The 17,691-nt window shown below is 52.4% G+C and carries 15 protein-coding genes and 2 tRNA genes; 14 read left to right on the top strand and 3 right to left on the bottom strand.

The genetic code is table 11. The annotated features are described in order from the left end of the window. Positions 1–63: 63 nt before the first annotated feature. Complete coding sequence (gene sstT / locus MON40_RS00220) at positions 64–1,287, top strand: serine/threonine transporter SstT (RefSeq protein WP_039863185.1); 1,224 nt, start codon at positions 64–66, stop codon at positions 1,285–1,287. Positions 1,288–1,487: 200 nt separating this feature from the next. On the opposite strand, the gene MON40_RS00215 is transcribed toward sstT, so the two are convergent. Further along, positions 1,488–2,222, bottom strand: a complete 735-nt coding sequence (locus tag MON40_RS00215; protein WP_003755704.1) for an SH3 domain-containing protein — start codon at positions 2,220–2,222, stop codon at positions 1,488–1,490. A gap of 400 nt (positions 2,223–2,622) precedes the next feature. On the opposite strand from MON40_RS00215, the gene MON40_RS00210 reads away from it, so the two are divergent. The 4 genes from MON40_RS00210 (at position 2,623) to MON40_RS00195 (ending at position 6,724) form a co-directional block, all read left to right on the top strand. Next, positions 2,623–3,216, top strand: coding sequence for a YdcF family protein (locus tag MON40_RS00210; protein WP_003779549.1), 594 nt, complete (start codon positions 2,623–2,625; stop codon positions 3,214–3,216). 100 nt (positions 3,217–3,316) lie between these two features. Next, positions 3,317–4,687 carry an adenylosuccinate lyase gene (purB, locus tag MON40_RS00205; RefSeq protein WP_003779547.1) on the top strand — a complete coding sequence of 457 codons (1,371 nt, stop codon included), beginning with the start codon at positions 3,317–3,319 and terminating at the stop codon, positions 4,685–4,687. Between the two features lie 886 nt (positions 4,688–5,573). Further along, on the top strand, positions 5,574–5,924 hold the full coding sequence (locus MON40_RS00200; RefSeq protein ID WP_003756620.1) for a helix-turn-helix domain-containing protein: 351 nt from the start codon (positions 5,574–5,576) through the stop codon (positions 5,922–5,924). Next, entirely contained in the window at positions 5,828–6,724 is an 897-nt protein-coding gene (locus tag MON40_RS00195) for an IS3 family transposase (protein ID WP_242925846.1), read from the top strand. The genes MON40_RS00200 and MON40_RS00195 overlap by 97 nt, the downstream gene beginning before the upstream one ends. A 75-nt stretch (positions 6,725–6,799) precedes the next feature. Here the strand turns inward: MON40_RS00195 and glmS are convergent, their stop codons facing one another. Then, the gene (gene glmS, locus MON40_RS00190) at positions 6,800–8,638 is read right to left on the bottom strand and encodes a glutamine--fructose-6-phosphate transaminase (isomerizing) (RefSeq protein WP_003779543.1); all 1,839 of its coding nucleotides are present in this window, start codon (positions 8,636–8,638) and stop codon (positions 6,800–6,802) included. 369 nt (positions 8,639–9,007) lie between these two features. Between glmS and MON40_RS00185 the strand changes: the two genes are divergently transcribed. The 7 genes from MON40_RS00185 (at position 9,008) to prmC (ending at position 16,339) form a co-directional block, all read left to right on the top strand. Further along, a complete protein-coding gene (locus MON40_RS00185) occupies positions 9,008–9,274 on the top strand; it encodes a DUF3079 domain-containing protein (RefSeq protein ID WP_003766405.1) in 267 nt (88 codons plus the stop codon). 288 nt (positions 9,275–9,562) lie between these two features. Continuing rightward, positions 9,563–9,703, top strand: coding sequence for a hypothetical protein (locus MON40_RS00180; protein WP_003779536.1), 141 nt, complete (start codon positions 9,563–9,565; stop codon positions 9,701–9,703). A 43-nt stretch (positions 9,704–9,746) separates the two neighbouring features. Continuing rightward, positions 9,747–11,897 (top strand): ATP-dependent DNA helicase DinG, encoded by a 2,151-nt coding sequence (dinG, locus tag MON40_RS00175; RefSeq protein WP_242925950.1) that lies wholly within the window; start codon positions 9,747–9,749, stop codon positions 11,895–11,897. A gap of 75 nt (positions 11,898–11,972) precedes the next feature. Next, positions 11,973–13,079 carry a tetratricopeptide repeat protein gene (locus MON40_RS00170; RefSeq protein WP_003779532.1) on the top strand — a complete coding sequence of 369 codons (1,107 nt, stop codon included), beginning with the start codon at positions 11,973–11,975 and terminating at the stop codon, positions 13,077–13,079. Positions 13,080–13,170: 91 nt separating this feature from the next. Next, positions 13,171–14,280: a tetratricopeptide repeat protein gene (locus tag MON40_RS00165; protein WP_003779530.1), complete on the top strand. Its 1,110-nt coding sequence runs from the start codon at positions 13,171–13,173 to the stop codon at positions 14,278–14,280. 91 nt (positions 14,281–14,371) lie between these two features. Further along, the gene (locus tag MON40_RS00160) at positions 14,372–15,460 is read left to right on the top strand and encodes a tetratricopeptide repeat protein (RefSeq protein WP_003779529.1); all 1,089 of its coding nucleotides are present in this window, start codon (positions 14,372–14,374) and stop codon (positions 15,458–15,460) included. 51 nt (positions 15,461–15,511) lie between these two features. After that, positions 15,512–16,339: a peptide chain release factor N(5)-glutamine methyltransferase gene (prmC, locus tag MON40_RS00155; protein ID WP_003779528.1), complete on the top strand. Its 828-nt coding sequence runs from the start codon at positions 15,512–15,514 to the stop codon at positions 16,337–16,339. Positions 16,340–16,407: 68 nt separating this feature from the next. Here prmC and folD read toward each other — a convergent pair whose 3' ends face one another. After that, the gene (gene folD / locus MON40_RS00150) at positions 16,408–17,259 is read right to left on the bottom strand and encodes a bifunctional methylenetetrahydrofolate dehydrogenase/methenyltetrahydrofolate cyclohydrolase FolD (protein ID WP_003755680.1); all 852 of its coding nucleotides are present in this window, start codon (positions 17,257–17,259) and stop codon (positions 16,408–16,410) included. Positions 17,260–17,497: 238 nt separating this feature from the next. Between folD and MON40_RS00145 the strand changes: the two genes are divergently transcribed. Next, positions 17,498–17,575: transfer RNA gene (locus tag MON40_RS00145), tRNA-Pro, on the top strand. A gap of 29 nt (positions 17,576–17,604) precedes the next feature. Beyond that, positions 17,605–17,681, top strand: a tRNA-Arg gene (locus MON40_RS00140). Positions 17,682–17,691: the final 10 nt, after the last annotated feature.

The raw sequence follows: 17,691 nt of genomic DNA, 5'->3' as shown, positions 1-17,691 counted from the left end.
CAATAATTGATATTTTCTTTTAAAATGCAACGTTTCTTAACACATAAAGTAAGAGGACGTATCATGGCAAGTGGTCATCCACTGCTGAACGCAGTCAACCGTATCGGACTTGTCCCGCAAATCATCATCGGTTTGATGTTGGGCGTCTTGGTCGGCTCCATTTCCCCGAAAGCAGGTTTGGGCGCAGGGCTGCTCGGCGAATTGTTCGTCGGCGCATTGAAAGCCGTCGCCCCCGTATTGGTGTTTGTCTTAGTAACCGCCGCGCTGGTGCAATACCGCAAAGGCGGCGAAGCCAAAATCAAACCCATCATTATTCTGTATCTCGTCGGCACATTTGCCGCCGCCGCAGTCGCCGTTGCCGCCAGTATGGCATTCCCGACCGCGCTGGTGTTTAAAGACGTAGCCACCTCCACCCTCGCACCGCCCTCCGGCATCATCCAAGTCCTCAAAGAGCTTTTGATGAAGCTCGTGTCCAACCCGATTAACGCCATCGCACAAGCCAACTACATCGGCATTCTCGCATGGGCGTTGGTTTTAGGCTCCGCATTGCGCCACCACGGCTCCGACACCACCCGCCAAGTCGTCGCCGACCTCTCCGACGCCGTTACCACCGTCGTACAATGGGTTATCCGTTTCGCCCCCTTGGGTATTTTCGGACTGGTCTCCCAAACCGTTGCCGAAACCGGCTTTTCAGCCTTCCTCAGCTACGGACGCCTGCTGGCCGTCCTGCTCGGCAGCATGGCATTTATCGCCCTCGTTGTGAACCCGCTCATCGTCTGGTCGCAAACCCGCAAAAACCCCTACGGACTGGTCTTCACCTGCCTGCGCGAAAGCGGACTCTACGCCTTCTTCACCCGCTCCTCCGCCGCCAACATCCCCGTCAACATGGCATTGGCGAAAAAACTCGGCTTACATGAAGACACCTACTCCGTCTCCATCCCGCTGGGCGCAACCATCAACATGGCAGGCGCAGCGATTACCATTACCGTCTTAGCCATGGCGGCTGCCTACACCAAAGGCATCGTCGTCGATTACCCAACCGCCCTGCTCCTGAGCCTCGTCGCCACCGTCGGCGCATGCGGCGCATCCGGCGTTGCCGGCGGCTCGCTGCTGCTGATCCCCGTCGCCTGCAGCCTCTTGGGCATAGACAACGACTTCGCCATGCGCGTCGTCGGCGTCGGCATGATTATCGGCGTTATCCAAGACTCCGCCGAAACCGCCCTCAACTCCTCCACCGACGTACTCTTTACCGCCGCCGCCGACTTAGGCAGCCGCCGCAAAGACTGAAGATTCGGTTGTTTTGTAAAACGTCAAAAAGGTCGTCTGAAATTTCAGACGACCTTTTTTCTATTTTACAGTCGGAATTGGATAGATTATTGAATGGACTCCATCCTAAAATAATTCAGAACAGCCCCAAATATTCTTTCACTTTCCCATCATTTCTATTCTAGTGGATACAGAACGTCACCAATAAAATCTATCCGATATTAATATGCATAAGCACCATCTCGTACATGACCTTTTTGCAGGTAGGCATTAGATACATAACCAGTCAGCCCGCCAACTTGAACTTTAACCCAGCAGCCACCGTTGGCATTGGTACAGGCGTTGGTTTCAGCCACCACTTGAAGTTGCTGACCGTCTTTCAATTGGGTAACAGAAACTGCTGAAATAGACGGTCCTCCTCTGAGATTTAACGAACCACTACCAGATTCCGAAATCACAAAAGCAGGGTAACGAACGAGTTTTTCGGTAACTTTGGACGCTTGTTGTGAAGCAGCCGGTTTTGCAGTAGCTTTTGGGGATTCTTCTTGTCTAATTCTAGGTTCTTCTTGTTTTATTCTGGCCTCTTCTTTTTGCTTAGGTTCCTCTTCTAAAGCTTGTTTCTTTTTAGCTTCTTCGCGTTTACGTTCCTCAGCAGCCTGTTTTTTCTTTGCTTCTTCCTGTTTTTTCTCTTCTTCCAGCATTTGTTTCATCTGTAAGTCTTCTTGGGCATCTTGGTAGGCTTTTTGATAGAGTTCGTCTTCTCTTTGCTGTTGCTCAATTTGTTTCCGGTGTTCTTGTTCTTGATTTTCGCGTTCAGCTTGTTGCTTTTGTTGCTGCGCCAGTTGTTCTTTCAATGCAGCAAGCTCTTTTTGGGTTTCACTTTCTCCACCATTACAGGCAGCAAGCAGAGACAGAGATAAAAAACCTACGGAAATAACTGATAAAGCTTTTTTCATGTTTACTCTCTAATAGTTGAACGAAGAGAAAAAGTCTTCAAAATTGGAGATAGCCTACATATCATTCAAGATGATGATGGCGTTGATATTATATTGCCGACTTTATGCAACTTTTACAAAAATCTGTTTTTGATAATATATTTTCCTTATACGCCATGTCAATACTGATTATCATATTCCTAGGCTATGCATTAATGTTATTCCCAATTTAAATAATATCCGATGACGAAAAGCCATAAAAATATTTGTCGACAACAAAATTCGTACTTGGACGGATAGAAACAATCGGTTACTAAAAAAATATAGCTGAACGGCTGTATGAATTTCGTAAAATCTTAAGAACAAGCGGAACCTGCCCGTACAGCGGCGTTCCAACTACTTTCATCATTTTAGGATTCGGATGTTCAAAAAAGCCCTTGTTTTTATATTGATTTTGTTCTTTACCGCCGCTCTTTTACCGCTGTGGATCATGTGGCGCGATTTTTGGGTGTCGCGGTTGGATGCGGATACGGTGCGTCCGGCGGATGCTGCGGTTGTGCTTTCGACCCGTTCTTATGAAGGGGGTCGTCTGAATCCTTGTTTGGTGGCGCGCGTTGAAGCTGCTGTCGAGCTGTATCGTGCCGGCAAGGTGAAGAAGCTGGTGATGTCGGGCGGACTCAGCCGCGATTTTCAGTCTGCTTCGGGCAATATGCAGGCGATTGCGGAGAAGATGGGGGTGCCGAAAGAAGACATTATCCAAGAGCGGCGGGCGGAAAATACGTTTGAGAACATTGTGTTCAGCCGCGATTTTATTGAAAACAGCCCGCGCGTCGTCATTGTCAGCGCCGGTTTTCATTTGGCGCGGGCGAGGATGATGGCGGACAGGCAGTGGCAGGGACACGATATTCAGGTGTATGCCGCGCCGTTTTGTTCCGAGCCTTACGGCGGCTATGGTTTCACGGTATTGCGCGAGTCGGCGGCGTTTGTCAAAAACGCTTTGAAGGGAAGGTTGTAGTTTCAGACGACCCGAAGTTGCCGGGTCAAATCATGTATAATTGCAAACAATTTGACTGTTTGATTTAACCGTTTGACCGACCTACCGACAGGACTCCGACATGATCAACCCTATCGCTGCACTTTCCCCCCTAGACGGCCGCTACGCCCAATCCGTTGAAGCATTGCGTCCGATTTTCTCCGAATACGGCCTGATGAGGGCGCGCATCAAAGTCGAATTGAGCTGGCTCAAAGCCCTCGCCGCCGAACCGAAAATCACCGAAATTCCCGCCTTCAGCGATTTCACGCTTGCCGAAATCGACAAAGTCATCGAAAACTTTTCATTGGAAGACGCAGCCGCCGTCAAAGCCATCGAAGCGACCACCAATCATGATGTCAAAGCCATCGAATACTGGCTTAAAGAACGCTTCGCCGGCGTACCCGAAGTCGCCGCCGCCAGCGAGTTCATCCACTTCGCCTGCACCAGCGAAGACATCAACAACCTGTCCCACGCCCTAATGCTGCAAGAAGCGCGTGAAACCGTCATCCTGCCCAAACTTGCCGAAATCATCGAAAAACTCACCGGCATGGCGCACGACCTTGCCGCCGTCCCCATGATGAGCCGCACCCACGGCCAACCCGCCACGCCGACCACCTTGGGCAAAGAAACCGCCAACATCGTGTACCGCCTGCAACGCCAGTTCAAAAACCTTCAGGCGCAAGAATTCCTCGGCAAAATCAACGGCGCCGTCGGCAACTACAACGCCCACATGGTCGCCTATCCCGACGTCGATTGGGAAACCCACTGCCGCAACTTCGTCGAAATCAGCCTCGGCCTGACCTTCAACCCCTACACCATCCAAATCGAGCCGCACGACTACATGGCTGAATTCTTCCAAACCCTCAGCCGCATCAACACCATCCTGATCGACTTCAACCGCGACGTTTGGGGTTATATTTCATTGGGTTACTTCAAACAAAAAGTCAAAGCGGGCGAAGTCGGCTCTTCCACCATGCCGCACAAAGTCAATCCCATCGACTTTGAAAACTCCGAAGGCAACCTCGGCATGGCAAACGCCGTATTGGGCTTCTTATCCGAAAAACTGCCCGTTTCCCGTTGGCAGCGCGACCTGACCGACAGCACCGTCCTGCGCAACATGGGCGTAGGCGTAGGCTATGCCGTATTAGGTTTTGCCGCCCACCTGCGCGGCCTGAACAAGCTCGAACCCAACCCCGCCGCGCTGGCCGCCGATTTGGATGCCACTTGGGAGCTGCTCGCCGAGCCGATTCAAACCGTGATGCGCCGCCACGGCGTCGCCAATCCTTACGAAAAACTGAAAGACCTGACGCGCGGCAAAGGCGGCATCACGCCCGAAGTGCTGAAAGTCTTCATCGAATCGCTGGAAATCCCCGCCGAAGCCAAATCCCAACTGCTCGCCCTGACCCCCGCGCTGTACATCGGCAAGGCAGAAGAATTAGCGAAACGGATTTGATACCGTGTTAATGCTTTGAGATTGAATCGGAACAAAAGGTCGTCTGAAAACCAAGATTCAGGTTTTTCAGACGACCTTTCGTCAAATAAGAGTAGCGCGGGCGTTGCACACGACTTTCAACCTAGACATCAGAATCCAATCATTTCTATTCATTCGTGGGTAAAACCCACGCTACGGGCTTAGTTTTTGATACGGAACCCGCCACCAGCCGTCATTCCCGCCTGCGCGGGAATGACGGCGTGGACATTGCTGATTTGAATTGACTATATTCAGCGGGCAAAGCCCACGTTACGAGGTTCGGCTTATCCACAGCGTGTTTTGATTAATCAAGGTCGTCTGAAAACTGGGAAACCTAAGTTTTCAGACGACCTCTTTCAATCTCAAACCTGCCTTCTTAATCGGATCAGGAAATGAATAAGATACCGTCAAAACAAACCGTAGCGCGGGTTCTACCCGCGAAACAGATGCGAGGACAACTGCCCGGTTCAGACTGACGGATAACAGACTTCGCGGGCAAAGCCCACGCTACGAGGTTCGGCTTATCCATAGCGTGTTTTGAAAGGTCGTCTGAAAACTTGGGAAACCTAAGTTTTCAGACGACCTTTTTTCAATCTTAAATCCCGCTTCTTAATCAGAGCAGGAAATAGATAAGACACCCTCAAAACAAACCGTAGCGCAGGTTCTACCCGCGAAACAGATGAGAGGACAACTGTCCGATTCAGACTGACGGATAACAAACTTCGCGGGCAAAGCCCACGCTACGGGTTCGGTTTATCCAAAGCGCGCGTCGATTTAAAAAAGGTCGTCTGAAAACTTGGGAATCCAGTTTGAACTGCACCCCAAAAGTTGGACACATCCCCTCCAACTCACAAGGTGCAGTTTTTTTATGAGCAAATATACATTACACTTCAAATACCAAGCCGTACTCCACTACCTGCATATACGCAGCCAACAACGTACCGCAGACCACTACGGCATTTCCCGAACCCACCTGAGACGATGGATACGCGCCTATCAAGAAGGCGGTATCGGCGCACTCGAACATCCCCAATCCAAAACCATGCCCCAACACCGCAAAAACCCCTTCATCGCAGATAAACCCGACCAAGAAAAAACGCAGGCAGAGCTTATCGAAGAGTTGTGCTATATGCGCGCAGAGGTCGCCTACCTAAAGGAGTTAAAAGCCCTCAGCCAAAAGCAGACCGCAAAGGACAAAGCCAAACCGTCCAAACACTGAGGGCGCAACACCCGCTCAAATACCTGCTGCACATCGCAAACCTGCCCAAAAGCAGCTTTTACTACCATCACCAAGACCGACCCGATCCCGAAGCAGCCGACAAAGCCCTCCTTGTCGAAACCTACCGGCGGCATAAAGGACGCTACGGACAAAGGCGCATTGCCGCAGCATTGGGTTGGAACCGCAAAAAAGTGGCGCGGTTGATGAAGCAGATGGAACTGAAAGCCCTCATACGGGCGAAAAAAGCCTACCGCCATCCCGCCATGGGCGAAATATCGGAACACCTCCTCAAACGCCGGTTCAAAGCCCGAAAGCCCAACGAAAAATGGCTGACCGACGTTACCGAACTCAAAGGGAAGGACGGCAAACTGTACCTCTCGCCAATCTTGGACTTGTTCAACCGCGAGATCGTCGCCTACGCCATGAGCCGCAGAGCCGACAGCGAAATGGTGAAGGAAATGCTCGAAAAAGCCGCCCCCCGTCTGACTGCTAAAGGAACGATGCTGCATTCGGACCAAGGCGTGCTGTACCGTACGTCGGGATATAGGGAATTGCTTGCGGAGTATTCCATGGTTCAAAGCATGTCGCGAAAGGCGAACTGTTGGGACAATGCGCCGATGGAAAGCTTCTTTGCGGTGTTGAAGACGGAGTGTTTCTATAACGCAGGTGAATTGACGGTAGATGAATTGATGAAGCAGATAGATGACTATATGGATTACTACAACCGGGAGCGTTGCAGTTTGAAATTGAAAAAGCTGAGTCCTGTCGCATACAGAACCCAGCTTGCACAGAGCGCCTGAATAGGCTTTTATGAGTGTCCAAGATTTGGGGGCCAGTTCAGTTTTCAGACGACCTTTTACCGTTCAAATCGGGCTTTATTCAACCGTAACCGATTTCGCCAGGTTGCGCGGTTTGTCCACGTCTGTGCCGCGTGCGAGGGCGGCGTGGTAGGACAAGAGCTGCACGGGGATGGTATGCACGATCGGCGAGAGTACGCCGACGTGGCGCGGGGCGCGGATGACGTGCACGCCGTCGGTGGCGTTGAAATTGCTGTCCAAGTCGGCGAAGACGAAGAGTTCGCCGCCGCGTGCGCCGACTTCCTGCATATTGGCTTTGACTTTGTCCAACAAGCCGTCGTTCGGCGCGATGACGACGACGGGCATGTTTTCGTCCACCAATGCAAGCGGGCCGTGTTTCAATTCGCCTGCGGGATAGGCTTCGGCGTGGATGTAGGTGATTTCTTTCAGCTTCAACGCGCCTTCGAGGGCAATCGGGAAGTGGATGCCGCGGCCTAAAAACAGTGCGCTGTTTTTCTTGGCGAATTTTTGCGCCCATGCGGCGATTTGCGGCTCAAGGTTGAGAACGTGTTGGATGCTGCCGGGCAGTTGGCGTAGTTCTTCGACGTATTCGCGCGCTTTTTCGGCGGAAACCAAACCGCGCTGTTTGCCCAGCGTCACCGCCAAGCCAAACAATACAACCAGTTGCGTGGTGAACGCTTTGGTGGAGGCGACGCCGATTTCTGCGCCGGCGCGGGTGTACAGCACCAATTCGCTTTCGCGCGGCAGGGCGGATTCCATGACGTTGCAGATGGACAGGCTGTGTTTGTGCCCTAAGGATTTCGCGTATTTCAGGGCTTCCATCGTGTCCAAGGTTTCGCCGGATTGGGAAATGGTGATGATCAGTTGTTTCGGATCGGCAATCACGTCGCGGTAGCGGTATTCGCTGGCGATTTCGACGTCGGTCGGGATTTTGGCGATGGATTCGAGCCAGTATTTGGCGGTCAGCGCGGCGTAGTAGGACGTGCCGCAGGCGAGGATTTTGATGCTGTGGATGTCGTCGAACACTTCGCGTGCGTTTGCGCCGAAGTTTTCGGGTTCGAAGCCGCCGTCAAGGAAGACTTCGGCGGTATCGGCGATGGCGCGCGGCTGCTCGTGGATTTCTTTTTGCATGAAGTGGCTGTATGGGCCCAACTCCAGCGAAGCGAGCGACAGTTCGGATACTTTGACTTTGCGTTGGGTTTCAGCACCGGTTTTGTCAATGAGTTTGTCGATGCCGTTTGCGCTTAGAAGGGCAATGTCGCCGTCTTCCAAATAGGCGATGCGGCGGGTAAAGGCGATGACGGCGGACACGTCGGAGGCGATGAAGGTTTCTTGGTCGCCCAATGCCACCAAGAGTGGGCAGCCCATGCGTGCGACCACCATTTCTTCGGGTTTGTCCTGCGCCATCACGGCGATGGCATATGCGCCGTGGAAACGGGCGGTGGCAGCGCGGACGGCTTCAAACAGTTTGCCGCCGTTTTGGGTGTATTCGTGATTGACGCTGTGGGCGATGACTTCGGTGTCGGTTTGCGATTCGAAGGTATAGCCTAAGGATTGGAGGCGTTCGCGTTCGGCTTCGAAGTTTTCGATGATGCCGTTGTGGACAACGGCAATCATGCCGCCGGAGATGTGGGGGTGGGCGTTGGGTTCGGTTACGCCGCCGTGGGTCGCCCAGCGGGTATGGCCGATGCCGATATGGCCGAACACGCCTTTTTCGCGCGCCGCGTCTTCCATCAGCTGCACGCGGCCGACACGGCGCACGCGTTTGATTTTGCCGTCCATGTTCACGGCGATACCCGACGAATCGTAGCCCCGATATTCAAGGCGTTTGAGACCGTCGGTCAGAAAATCGACTACATTGTGATTGGCGCGGATGGCGCCGACGATACCGCACATATAAGTTCCTTAGTATCTAAAGTTGAAAAAAAGACAAGACGCCGGCTTCCGTACGCCTTGCCCGCACATTATATCAGAGCGAAATATATCATACTGAATTTTAAAGAAATTAACAGTAAATCCAACTGATTGATTGCTTTAAAAATAGTTTCAAATATCAGGCATTCCGCCGTTTGAGTGCCATATGGCGGATTAGTTTTATCGAATAGGTTGATATGCTGTCTGTATAAATATAACATGAATCGGCTGGCTATTTCAGACGACCTTATACATTTCTTAACTGTCCAGCGTAAAAAGACGTACAAAAACCAAGCTGCCGCAATCGAATCATTTATAATTTCATGAAAATAAAAACAAGGATTTCACACCATGGCAAAAAAATTCCCCATCTTCCCCAAAGCGCCGGAGCGCATCTGCTGGGGTTGCGACAAATATTGTAAAGAAGACGATTTGCAATGCGGCAACGGCTGCGAGCGCATCCAGCACCCCATCGAATTGGACGGGCGCGAGTGGTATAAAAAAGGCGACTGGAGCAATTTGTTGAGCGAAGAGCAGCAAATCGAACTGGGCTTGAAAGAAGCGCCCAAACCCGCCAAGCCGCATATCAAACTGCCGTTGCGGAACAAAACGGCTTAATCCCGCCAAGCTTAAGGGATCGTCTGAAAACCGAAGGGGCGCAATCATGCGCCCTTATCTTTATTTCAACGATGCACCAAGAAATTGACCCCACCCGCCCCAAACCGCCGCTGCCCATCTCCCTAGCAAACATACTTAACTTTAAATACGGTATCTCATCAAATTCCGTCATTCCCGCCCCCGCCTACGCGAGGACAGGCTACGGCAGGAATCCATCGTAAAACTTGAGAAACCCTGATTTGAAAAACAGTTGCTGAATTTCAAAAATGGATTCCCGCCTGCGCGGGAATGACGGCAACAGAAACGACAACGGTTCAAAACTCCCGTTCCGATGCAGCCTCCCTTACCAAAGGTCGTCTGAAAACACAAAAATATGCTTTTCAGACGACCTTTCCCATCTCTCCCGAACCCGTCCGCGAAAAATGCTAAAATAACCAATTCATAAGCAAATCCACCTTTTCAGACGACCTCGATGCTCACCGATTTAGAAAAAAACGCCATCCGCGACCATTACCAAAATATCGGCAAAAACCTGCCCGGTTTCCGTCCGCGCGCTTCGCAGCGGGAAATGATTGCGGCGGTTGCCAACGCTTTTTCGCGGACGTTGACGCGCGAAGAAGGCGGCGAGCCGTCCAAGCGCGAGGGCGAGAGCATTGCCGTGATCGAAGGGCCGACCGGCGTGGGCAAATCGCTTGCCTACCTGCTGGCGGGCGGCATTATGGCGCAGACGCGCGGCAAGCGGCTGATTGTGAGCAGCGCAACGGTTGCTTTGCAGGAGCAGCTGGTTGACCGCGACCTTCCGTTTCTGGTCGAAAAAAGCGGTTTGGAACTGACCTTCGCGCTTGCCAAAGGGCGCGGCCGCTATCTCTGCCCCTACAAACTCTACCAACTCACGCAAAGCAACGCCCAGCAAAACCTGCTCGGCTTCGAAGCCCCCGCCGTGTTGTGGGACAGCAAACCCAAGCCCGAAGAATTGAAGCTGCTGCGCGACATCGCCGACGAATTTTTCGCCCGTCGTTTCAACGGCGACCGCGACACTTGGCCGGAAAAAATCGACGACACCATCTGGATGAAAGTGAACAACGACAACTACGGCTGCCTCAAAACCGCCTGTCCCAACCGCCCGGAATGCCCGTTTTACCTTGCCCGCGACACGCTGGAAACCGTCGATGTCGTCGTAACCAACCACGATTTGCTGATGGTCGACATCAGCATGGGCGGCGGCGTGATTTTGCCCGACCCTGAAAACAGCTTCTACTGCATCGACGAAGCGCACCACCTGCCCAAGAAAGCACTCAGCCAGTTTGCCGCCGAGCATTCGTGGAACCAAGCCGTGTGGGCGTTGGAAAAACTGCCGCAGGTTACCAGCAAAATCGCCACGCTCACCGACAAAGGCGAGTTGGCGAACCTTGCCGACGAAGCCACCTCCGCGCTGCTCGAAAGCCTGCACGAATGGCAGTTCCACCTCGCCGAAGAGCCGTCTTTGGGCTTGGGGTCGTCTGAAAACGACAGACGGACCAATAGCGAACCGACTTGGCTGTGGGAAGACGGCAAAATCCCCGAAGGCCTCGAAACCACCGTTTCCAACACCGCCATCGCCGCCCGCAGCCTCTACAAACACATCAACAGCCTCAGCGACGCATTGTCCGCCGCCCGCCGCGACAAAGACCAAAACAGCGCGCAAATCGACCGCCTGAGTACCGAATTCGGCGTATTCCGCGCCCGCATCGAACAAATTACCGCCACATGGGACTTGCTCTCCACCGTCCCGCTCGAGGGCGAAGAACCGCTGGCGAAATGGATAACCCGCCGCGCCGACGACAAAAACGACTACATTTTCAACGCCAGCCCCATCAGCAGCGCGTCCCACCTCGCCAACAGCCTGTGGCGGCGCGCGGCAGGCGCAGTGTTGACTTCCGCCACCCTGCAATCCTTGGGCAGCTTCAACCTCATCCTGCGCCAAACCGGACTGCAATGGCTGCCCGAAACCACCACCCTCGCCCTAGAAAGCCCGTTTGATTTCGACGCGCAAGGCGAACTCTACATCCCGCCCGTGCACGCCAGTCCCAAAGACCCCGCCGCGCACACCGCCGCCATTGTCGAATGGCTGCCCAAGCTCATTTCGCCCACCGAAGCCATCGGCACGCTCGTCCTGTTTTCCTCGCGCAAACAAATGCAGGATGTCGCCCTGCGCCTGCCCGAAGACTACCTGCCGCTCTTGCTCGTACAAGGCGAATTACCCAAAGCCGTCCTCCTGCAAAAACACCACCAAGCCATAGAAGAAGGCAAAGCCAGCATCATCTTCGGACTCGACAGCTTCGCCGAAGGACTCGACCTGCCCGGCACCGCCTGCGTGCAAGTCATCATCGCCAAACTCCCCTTCGCCATGCCCGACAACCCCATCGAAAAAACCCAAAACCGCTGGATAGAACAGCGCGGCGGCAATCCCTTTATCGAAATCACCGTCCCCGAAGCCGGCATCAAACTCATCCAAGCCGTCGGCCGCCTCATCCGCACCGAACAAGACTACGGTCGCGTGACCATTCTCGACAACCGCGTCAAAACGCAGCGATACGGCCAACAATTACTAGCCAGCCTGCCGCCGTTTAAAAGGATAGGTTGAAACCCATAAAGAGGTCGTCTGAAATCCGAAATCCGTTTTCAGACGACCTCAACACAAACACAATCAACACATACCATGAAAAAACTCACTTTCATCGCCATACTTATCCCCCTGCTGGTTTCCTGCGGTTCGGCATCTCCCAGCATGCCCGACCGCGATTACACCCGCACCCATCCCGCACCCAAAGCATTCGATCCCAACCGCACCCAATACACCTGCGCTACTTGGACGCCGCCGTCCGACACTGATGCCGAAGCCGAGCAATGGTATCGGGCGGCAACCTTACTTCATGCCCAAAAGTGGCGCAGAACCGCGCAAGAGTTGCAGGATATGGTGATTCTGTACGAAGCGGCGGCAAGTCGCGGACATTACCGTGCCATCAACAATCTCTATCTGCTCTACACCGGCACCCAAGGTGCGATGGGGGATTTGTTTGACCAACGTCCTGACCGCGCCCGCAAATGGTTGCATTATGGCTTGGAGAAGGATTGGGCAATAGCATACTACTGGCTGTTTGACTCCTTGTATGACGGTCATGCAGGTTATTACGACCCGAAACTCGGCCTTGCCTACCTGCAGAAGGCGGTGGAATTGGGTGTCCCGTTGGCGCAGTATGAATTGGCACGGATTTACAATATAAAGCTCAAAGATTCAAAAACCGCTCGAGTGTTGCTTGAGTGTGCTGCCAAGCAGGGGTTTTCAGCGGCAATGGACGAGTTATCTACTTTCAAGTGGATTGACGGAAAATTAAATGAATCCCTGTTACTGATGCACAATGCCGTACGGTACGGAGGTGAAAAAGGGGGAGAATCCGCGTTACTATTGACGGACGTTTTTGGGGAGTCAAAAGGTTTTATGCAGGAATTTTCCGCTATCCCTGCCGACCCCGTTCGAATAGCAGCCTATCATGAACTATATGTAGCACTTCAAGGTACGGATACTACCAGCGGCAATATTTTCTACACCTTCCCGCGCCTAGACGAAGTCCTGCCCCTGCCGCCTGCCAAAACCAACTGGAAAGGCATCTACTCCGCAATGAGCAAAGAAGACGCGGCGTTCTACCAAAATCCACCCGACACCGCTGCTCTTGCCGCTGATATCCTCAAACGCGGCATCGTCAAAAAAGAAGAGGTTTACTGGTCGCCACGCCCTCCCGAACCTCCCGAAGATCACGGGCTGTAATTGGAATCAAGACACAACATTTAAAAAAGGTCGTCTGAAACCTGATTTCCAGTTTCAGACGACCTCAACACAAACATCATCAACACATGCCATGAACAAACTCACTTTCATCGCCCTGCTTATCCCCCTGCTGGCTTCCTGCGGTTCGGTTTCACTTTCCCAATCCGACCGCGATTACACCCAGACCCATCCCGCACCCAAAGCCTTTGACTCGAAGCGCACCGAATACACCTGCGCGACTTGGACGCCGCCGTCCCCGCCCGATGCCGAATCCCATCTCTGGTATCGTGCCGCCACACTACTGGATGCCAAAGACTGGCGTATGAACAAACAGGAATTTCAGGACATGATTGTCTTGTACGAAGCCGCGGCGTCGAGGGGGCATTATCAGGCAATCAACAACCTTTACCTGCTCTACACCCATGTGCAAGGTTCGACCGGCATCATGTACAACCCCTTGCACAACCGATCCCGTAAATGGCTGCACTACGGTCTGGACAAAAACTGGGCGATGGCAAACTATTGGCTGTTTGATGCGCTGTATGAAGGCAATGCGGGCTATCGCCGTAATCCGCAACTTGGTCTTGCCTATTTGCAAAAGGCGGTGGATTTGGGTGTGCCACTGGCGCAGTATGAGTTGTCTTTAATTTATGATAAACAGTTTAATAATAAAAAGGTTCGAGAATTGTTATTGAGCTGTGCGGCGAAGCAAGGGTTTTCTACCGCAATGAACAGATTAGGTGTGATATATTCAATACGCGGCAACCTAAAAGAATCCTTGCAATTAATGCATAATGCAGTGCGCCATGGTGGTGAAGGAGGAGGAGAAGCCGCCTTAAAGCTAACAATGGTTTATGCTAAGGATAAGGAGCTTATGTATCAATTTGCTGCCACCCCCTCCAATCCTGTTCGAGAGGCAGCTTATGCCGAGTTGGAAAAAGCCCTTATGGGCACAGGCACCAAAAGCGGCAACCCCTTCTACACCTTCCCGCGCCTAGACGAAGTCCTTCCCCTGCCACCCGCCAAAACCCATTGGAAAGGCATCTACTCCGCAATGAGCAAGGAAGACGCAGCGTTCTATCAAAATCCGCCTGACACCGCAGCCTTAGCCGCCGACATCCTTAAACGCGGCATTGTCAAAAAAGAAGAAGTTTACTGGTCGCCACGCCCTCCCGAGCCTCCCGAAGATCACGGGTTGTAAGTGGAATCAAGACACAACATTTAAAAAAGGTCGTCTGAAACCTGATTTCCAGTTTCAGACAACCTCAACACAAACACAATCAACACATACCATGAAAAAACTCACTTTCATCGCCCTGCTTATCCCCCTGCTGGCTTCCTGCGGTTCGGTTTCGCCGTCCCAATCCGACCGCGATTACACCCAGACCCATCCAGCACCCAAAGCCTTTGACTCGAAGCGTACCGAATACACCTGCACTACTTGGACGCCGCCGTCCCCGCCCGATGCTGAATCCCATCTCTGGTATCGTGCCGCCACTCTGATTCATGCTGAAGGTTGGCGCAAGAATACGCGGCAGGCTCAGGATATGATTACCCTGTACGAAGCAGCAGCGTCAAAGGGGCACTATCAGGCAATTAACAACCTTTATTTACTTTATACCAACGGACAAGGGGCAAGCGGTACTTTGTATGCTCCCCAACCCAGTCGCGCCCGCAAATGGCTGCACTATGGTTTAGACAAAAATTGGGCAATGGCAAACTACTGGCTGTTTGACGCGCTGTATGAAGGCAATGCGGGCTATCGCTATAACCCTAAACTCGCTCTTGCCTACCTGCAAAAGGCGGTGGATTTGGGCGTACCACTGGCACAATATGAATTGGCACGGATTTACGATAAACGATTTAAAGATTACAACACGCGCGAACTGCTGCTTGATTGCGCAGCTAGACAGGGTTTTTCGGCTGCTATGGAAGAATTATCCATGGTTAAGGAAATTCGTCACGGTAACTTAAAAGAATCACTGTTACTGATGCATAGCGCAGTGCGCCACGGTGGTGAAGGAGGTGGTGACGCTGCCTTAAATCTAGAAATGGTTTTTGCTAAAAATAAAGAACTTATGAAGAATTTCTCCGATATTCATGCAGACCCCATCCGAGAAGCGGCTTATAAAGAATTAAAAGTTGCTTTAAAAGGCACAGGCACCAAAAGCGGCAACCCCTTCTATACCTTCCCGCGCCTAGACGAAGTCCTCCCCCTTCCTCCAGCTAAAACCCACTGGAAAGGCATCTACTCCGCAATGAGTAAAGAAGACGCGGCGTTCTACCAAAATCCACCCGACACCGCTGCTCTTGCTGCCGATATCCTCAAACGCGGTATCGTCAAAAAAGAAGACGTCTATTGGCCGCCGCGCAAAGATTAAGATAAACAGGACCCCTCACCGTTACCCGTACAAACTCAGGACAAACACGACATGACCTTAGACCAATGGCTGCGCCATTCGCAGTTGCCGAGACTCGAAGCCCGTATGTTGCTACAACATGCAGGCGGTTATAGCCGTGTGCAGTTGGTCACGCAAGGCGCCGATCCGCTGCCGGAAGCAGTAGCCGCGCAACTGGATATCCTGCAGGCACGTCGTCTGAAAGGCGAGCCGATGGCGTATATTTTAGGCGGACGGGAGTTTTACGGACGATGGTTTGAAGTCGGTCCCGACGTGTTGATTCCCCGTCCCGAAACCGAGCATTTGGTGGAGGCGGTTATCGGGCATCTTCCTGCAAACGGACAGGTTTGGGATTTGGGAACGGGCAGCGGGGCGGTTGCCGTGACAGTGGCGTTGGAAAGAACGGATGCGGCAGTGCGCGCTTCCGATATCAGTGGCGGAGCGTTGGCGATTGCCCGTAAAAACGCGGAAAATCTGGGCGCAAGGGTCGAGTTTGCATTGGGTTCGTGGTTTGAGACGGATAAGACGTCGTCTGAAGACAAGCACCGCTTCGATGTCATTGTTTCCAATCCGCCTTATATCGAAGCCGGCGACGAGCATTTGAGCCAAGGGGATTTGAGATTCGAGCCGCAAACGGCGTTGACAGATTTTGCCGACGGCTTGACCTGTATTCGAGAGCTGGCGCAGCGCGCGCCGGAATTTTTGAAAGAGGGCGGATGGCTGCTGCTGGAACATGGTTACAACCAAGGCGCAGCAGTGCGGCAGATTTTGACGGCAAACGGCTTTGTCGAAGTCAGTACGCAACAAGATTTGGCAGGGCTGGACAGATTGACTTTAGGCATGTTCCGCCACATCGAATAATGTTTTCCAGTGGTTGAAAGTGAAGCCACCAATCTGCCGCCTGCCGTATCGTGTCCGTTTACAGTGGTTTAGTCATGCAGTGTCGCAGCATGTAAAGTATTTTCCAATAAAGTAGCAATCGTCATCGGACCGACCCCGCCGGGTACCGGGGTAATCATGCCCGCCCGTTCTTTTGCCACATCAAATTCCACATCGCCGCACAGGCTGCCATCTTCCAAACGGTTAATCCCGACATCAATCACCACTGCGCCGGGTTTAATCCATTCCCCTTTGACAAAATTGGGAATCCCGACGCCTACCACCACAATATCGGCAGCCCCAACTTCCTTATCCAAGTTTTCCGTCGCACTGTGGCAAATCGTTACCGTGGCGCGGGCAAGCAGCAGCTCCAATGCCTGCGGGCGTCCGACAATATTCGATGCCCCGACAACCACCGCCTTCTTGCCTTTCGGATCGATGCCGTAAGCCTCCAGCAGCGTCATCACACCCTTGGGCGTACAAGGGCGCATCAGCGGCATTTTTACCACCAAACGACCCACGTTATAAGGATGGAAGCCGTCCACATCTTTGTCCGGATGGATACGTTCCAAAACAGCCTGACTGTCTAAGCCTTCAGGAAGCGGGAGCTGCACCAAAATACCGTCTACTTCCGCGTTCCCGTTCAATTCATCAATCAGCTTCAGCAAGTCTTCCTGAGAAGTCGACGCTGGCAGCTCATAAGACAATGACCTGATGCCGCATTTTTGGCATGCCGATTTCTTGTTGCGGACATATACGGCACTGGCAGGATTGTCACCGACCAACACCACGGCCAAACAAGGCGCGCGCAATCCAGATTCAAGCCGCTTGGCTACCGCAGCGGATACCAGCTGCAAACGCTCCTGCGATATTTTTTTACCGTCAATCAATTGGGCTGTCATGAAATTTCCATTTGGTTATCAATAAATAGCAAACGCAATTATCGCATTTTTAAAATGATTTGGCAGTCGGATAACAGCAAAAACCGAAACTGTATTTTTGAACGGCATTACACCCAGTATGAAGTAGGCGAAAAATTAAATTTTAAATAAAAATAAATAGATAATTTAGAAAAAAGAAAAATGATCTCAAATTGGATTGACAGGATTTCAGCGTATCTGTATATTCCCATTCTTCAGTCGGGGCGTAGCGCAGCCCGGTTAGCGCATCTGCTTTGGGAGCAGAGGGTCGTGAGTTCGAATCCCACCGCCCCGACCACACAAAAAATTCAGCACGAATCGGCATGAGCGCCCGTAGCTCAACCGGATAGAGCACCGACCTTCTAAGTCGGGGGTTACAGGTTCGATTCCTGTCGGGCGTGCCAAAAGTTAATG

Source organism: Neisseria macacae ATCC 33926 (assembly GCF_022749495.1).
Taxonomy (GTDB): domain Bacteria; phylum Pseudomonadota; class Gammaproteobacteria; order Burkholderiales; family Neisseriaceae; genus Neisseria; species Neisseria macacae.
The sequence above is the reverse complement of the archived record's forward strand: the minus strand, read 5'-3'. Positions and strand labels throughout refer to the sequence as shown.

Bases quoted from the DNA above. Each gene is read 5' to 3' on its own strand.
- sstT (WP_039863185.1), top strand. From the start codon at position 64: ATGGCAAGTGGTCATCCACTGCTGAACGCAGTCAACCGTATCGGACTT.
- MON40_RS00215 (WP_003755704.1), bottom strand. From the start codon at position 2,222: ATGAAAAAAGCTTTATCAGTTATTTCCGTAGGTTTTTTATCTCTGTCT.
- MON40_RS00210 (WP_003779549.1), top strand. From the start codon at position 2,623: ATGTTCAAAAAAGCCCTTGTTTTTATATTGATTTTGTTCTTTACCGCC.
- purB (WP_003779547.1), top strand. From the start codon at position 3,317: ATGATCAACCCTATCGCTGCACTTTCCCCCCTAGACGGCCGCTACGCC.
- MON40_RS00200 (WP_003756620.1), top strand. From the start codon at position 5,574: ATGAGCAAATATACATTACACTTCAAATACCAAGCCGTACTCCACTAC.
- glmS (WP_003779543.1), bottom strand. From the start codon at position 8,638: ATGTGCGGTATCGTCGGCGCCATCCGCGCCAATCACAATGTAGTCGAT.
- MON40_RS00185 (WP_003766405.1), top strand. From the start codon at position 9,008: ATGGCAAAAAAATTCCCCATCTTCCCCAAAGCGCCGGAGCGCATCTGC.
- MON40_RS00180 (WP_003779536.1), top strand. From the start codon at position 9,563: ATGACGGCAACAGAAACGACAACGGTTCAAAACTCCCGTTCCGATGCA.
- dinG (WP_242925950.1), top strand. From the start codon at position 9,747: ATGCTCACCGATTTAGAAAAAAACGCCATCCGCGACCATTACCAAAAT.
- MON40_RS00170 (WP_003779532.1), top strand. From the start codon at position 11,973: ATGAAAAAACTCACTTTCATCGCCATACTTATCCCCCTGCTGGTTTCC.
- MON40_RS00165 (WP_003779530.1), top strand. From the start codon at position 13,171: ATGAACAAACTCACTTTCATCGCCCTGCTTATCCCCCTGCTGGCTTCC.
- MON40_RS00160 (WP_003779529.1), top strand. From the start codon at position 14,372: ATGAAAAAACTCACTTTCATCGCCCTGCTTATCCCCCTGCTGGCTTCC.
- prmC (WP_003779528.1), top strand. From the start codon at position 15,512: ATGACCTTAGACCAATGGCTGCGCCATTCGCAGTTGCCGAGACTCGAA.
- folD (WP_003755680.1), bottom strand. From the start codon at position 17,259: ATGACAGCCCAATTGATTGACGGTAAAAAAATATCGCAGGAGCGTTTG.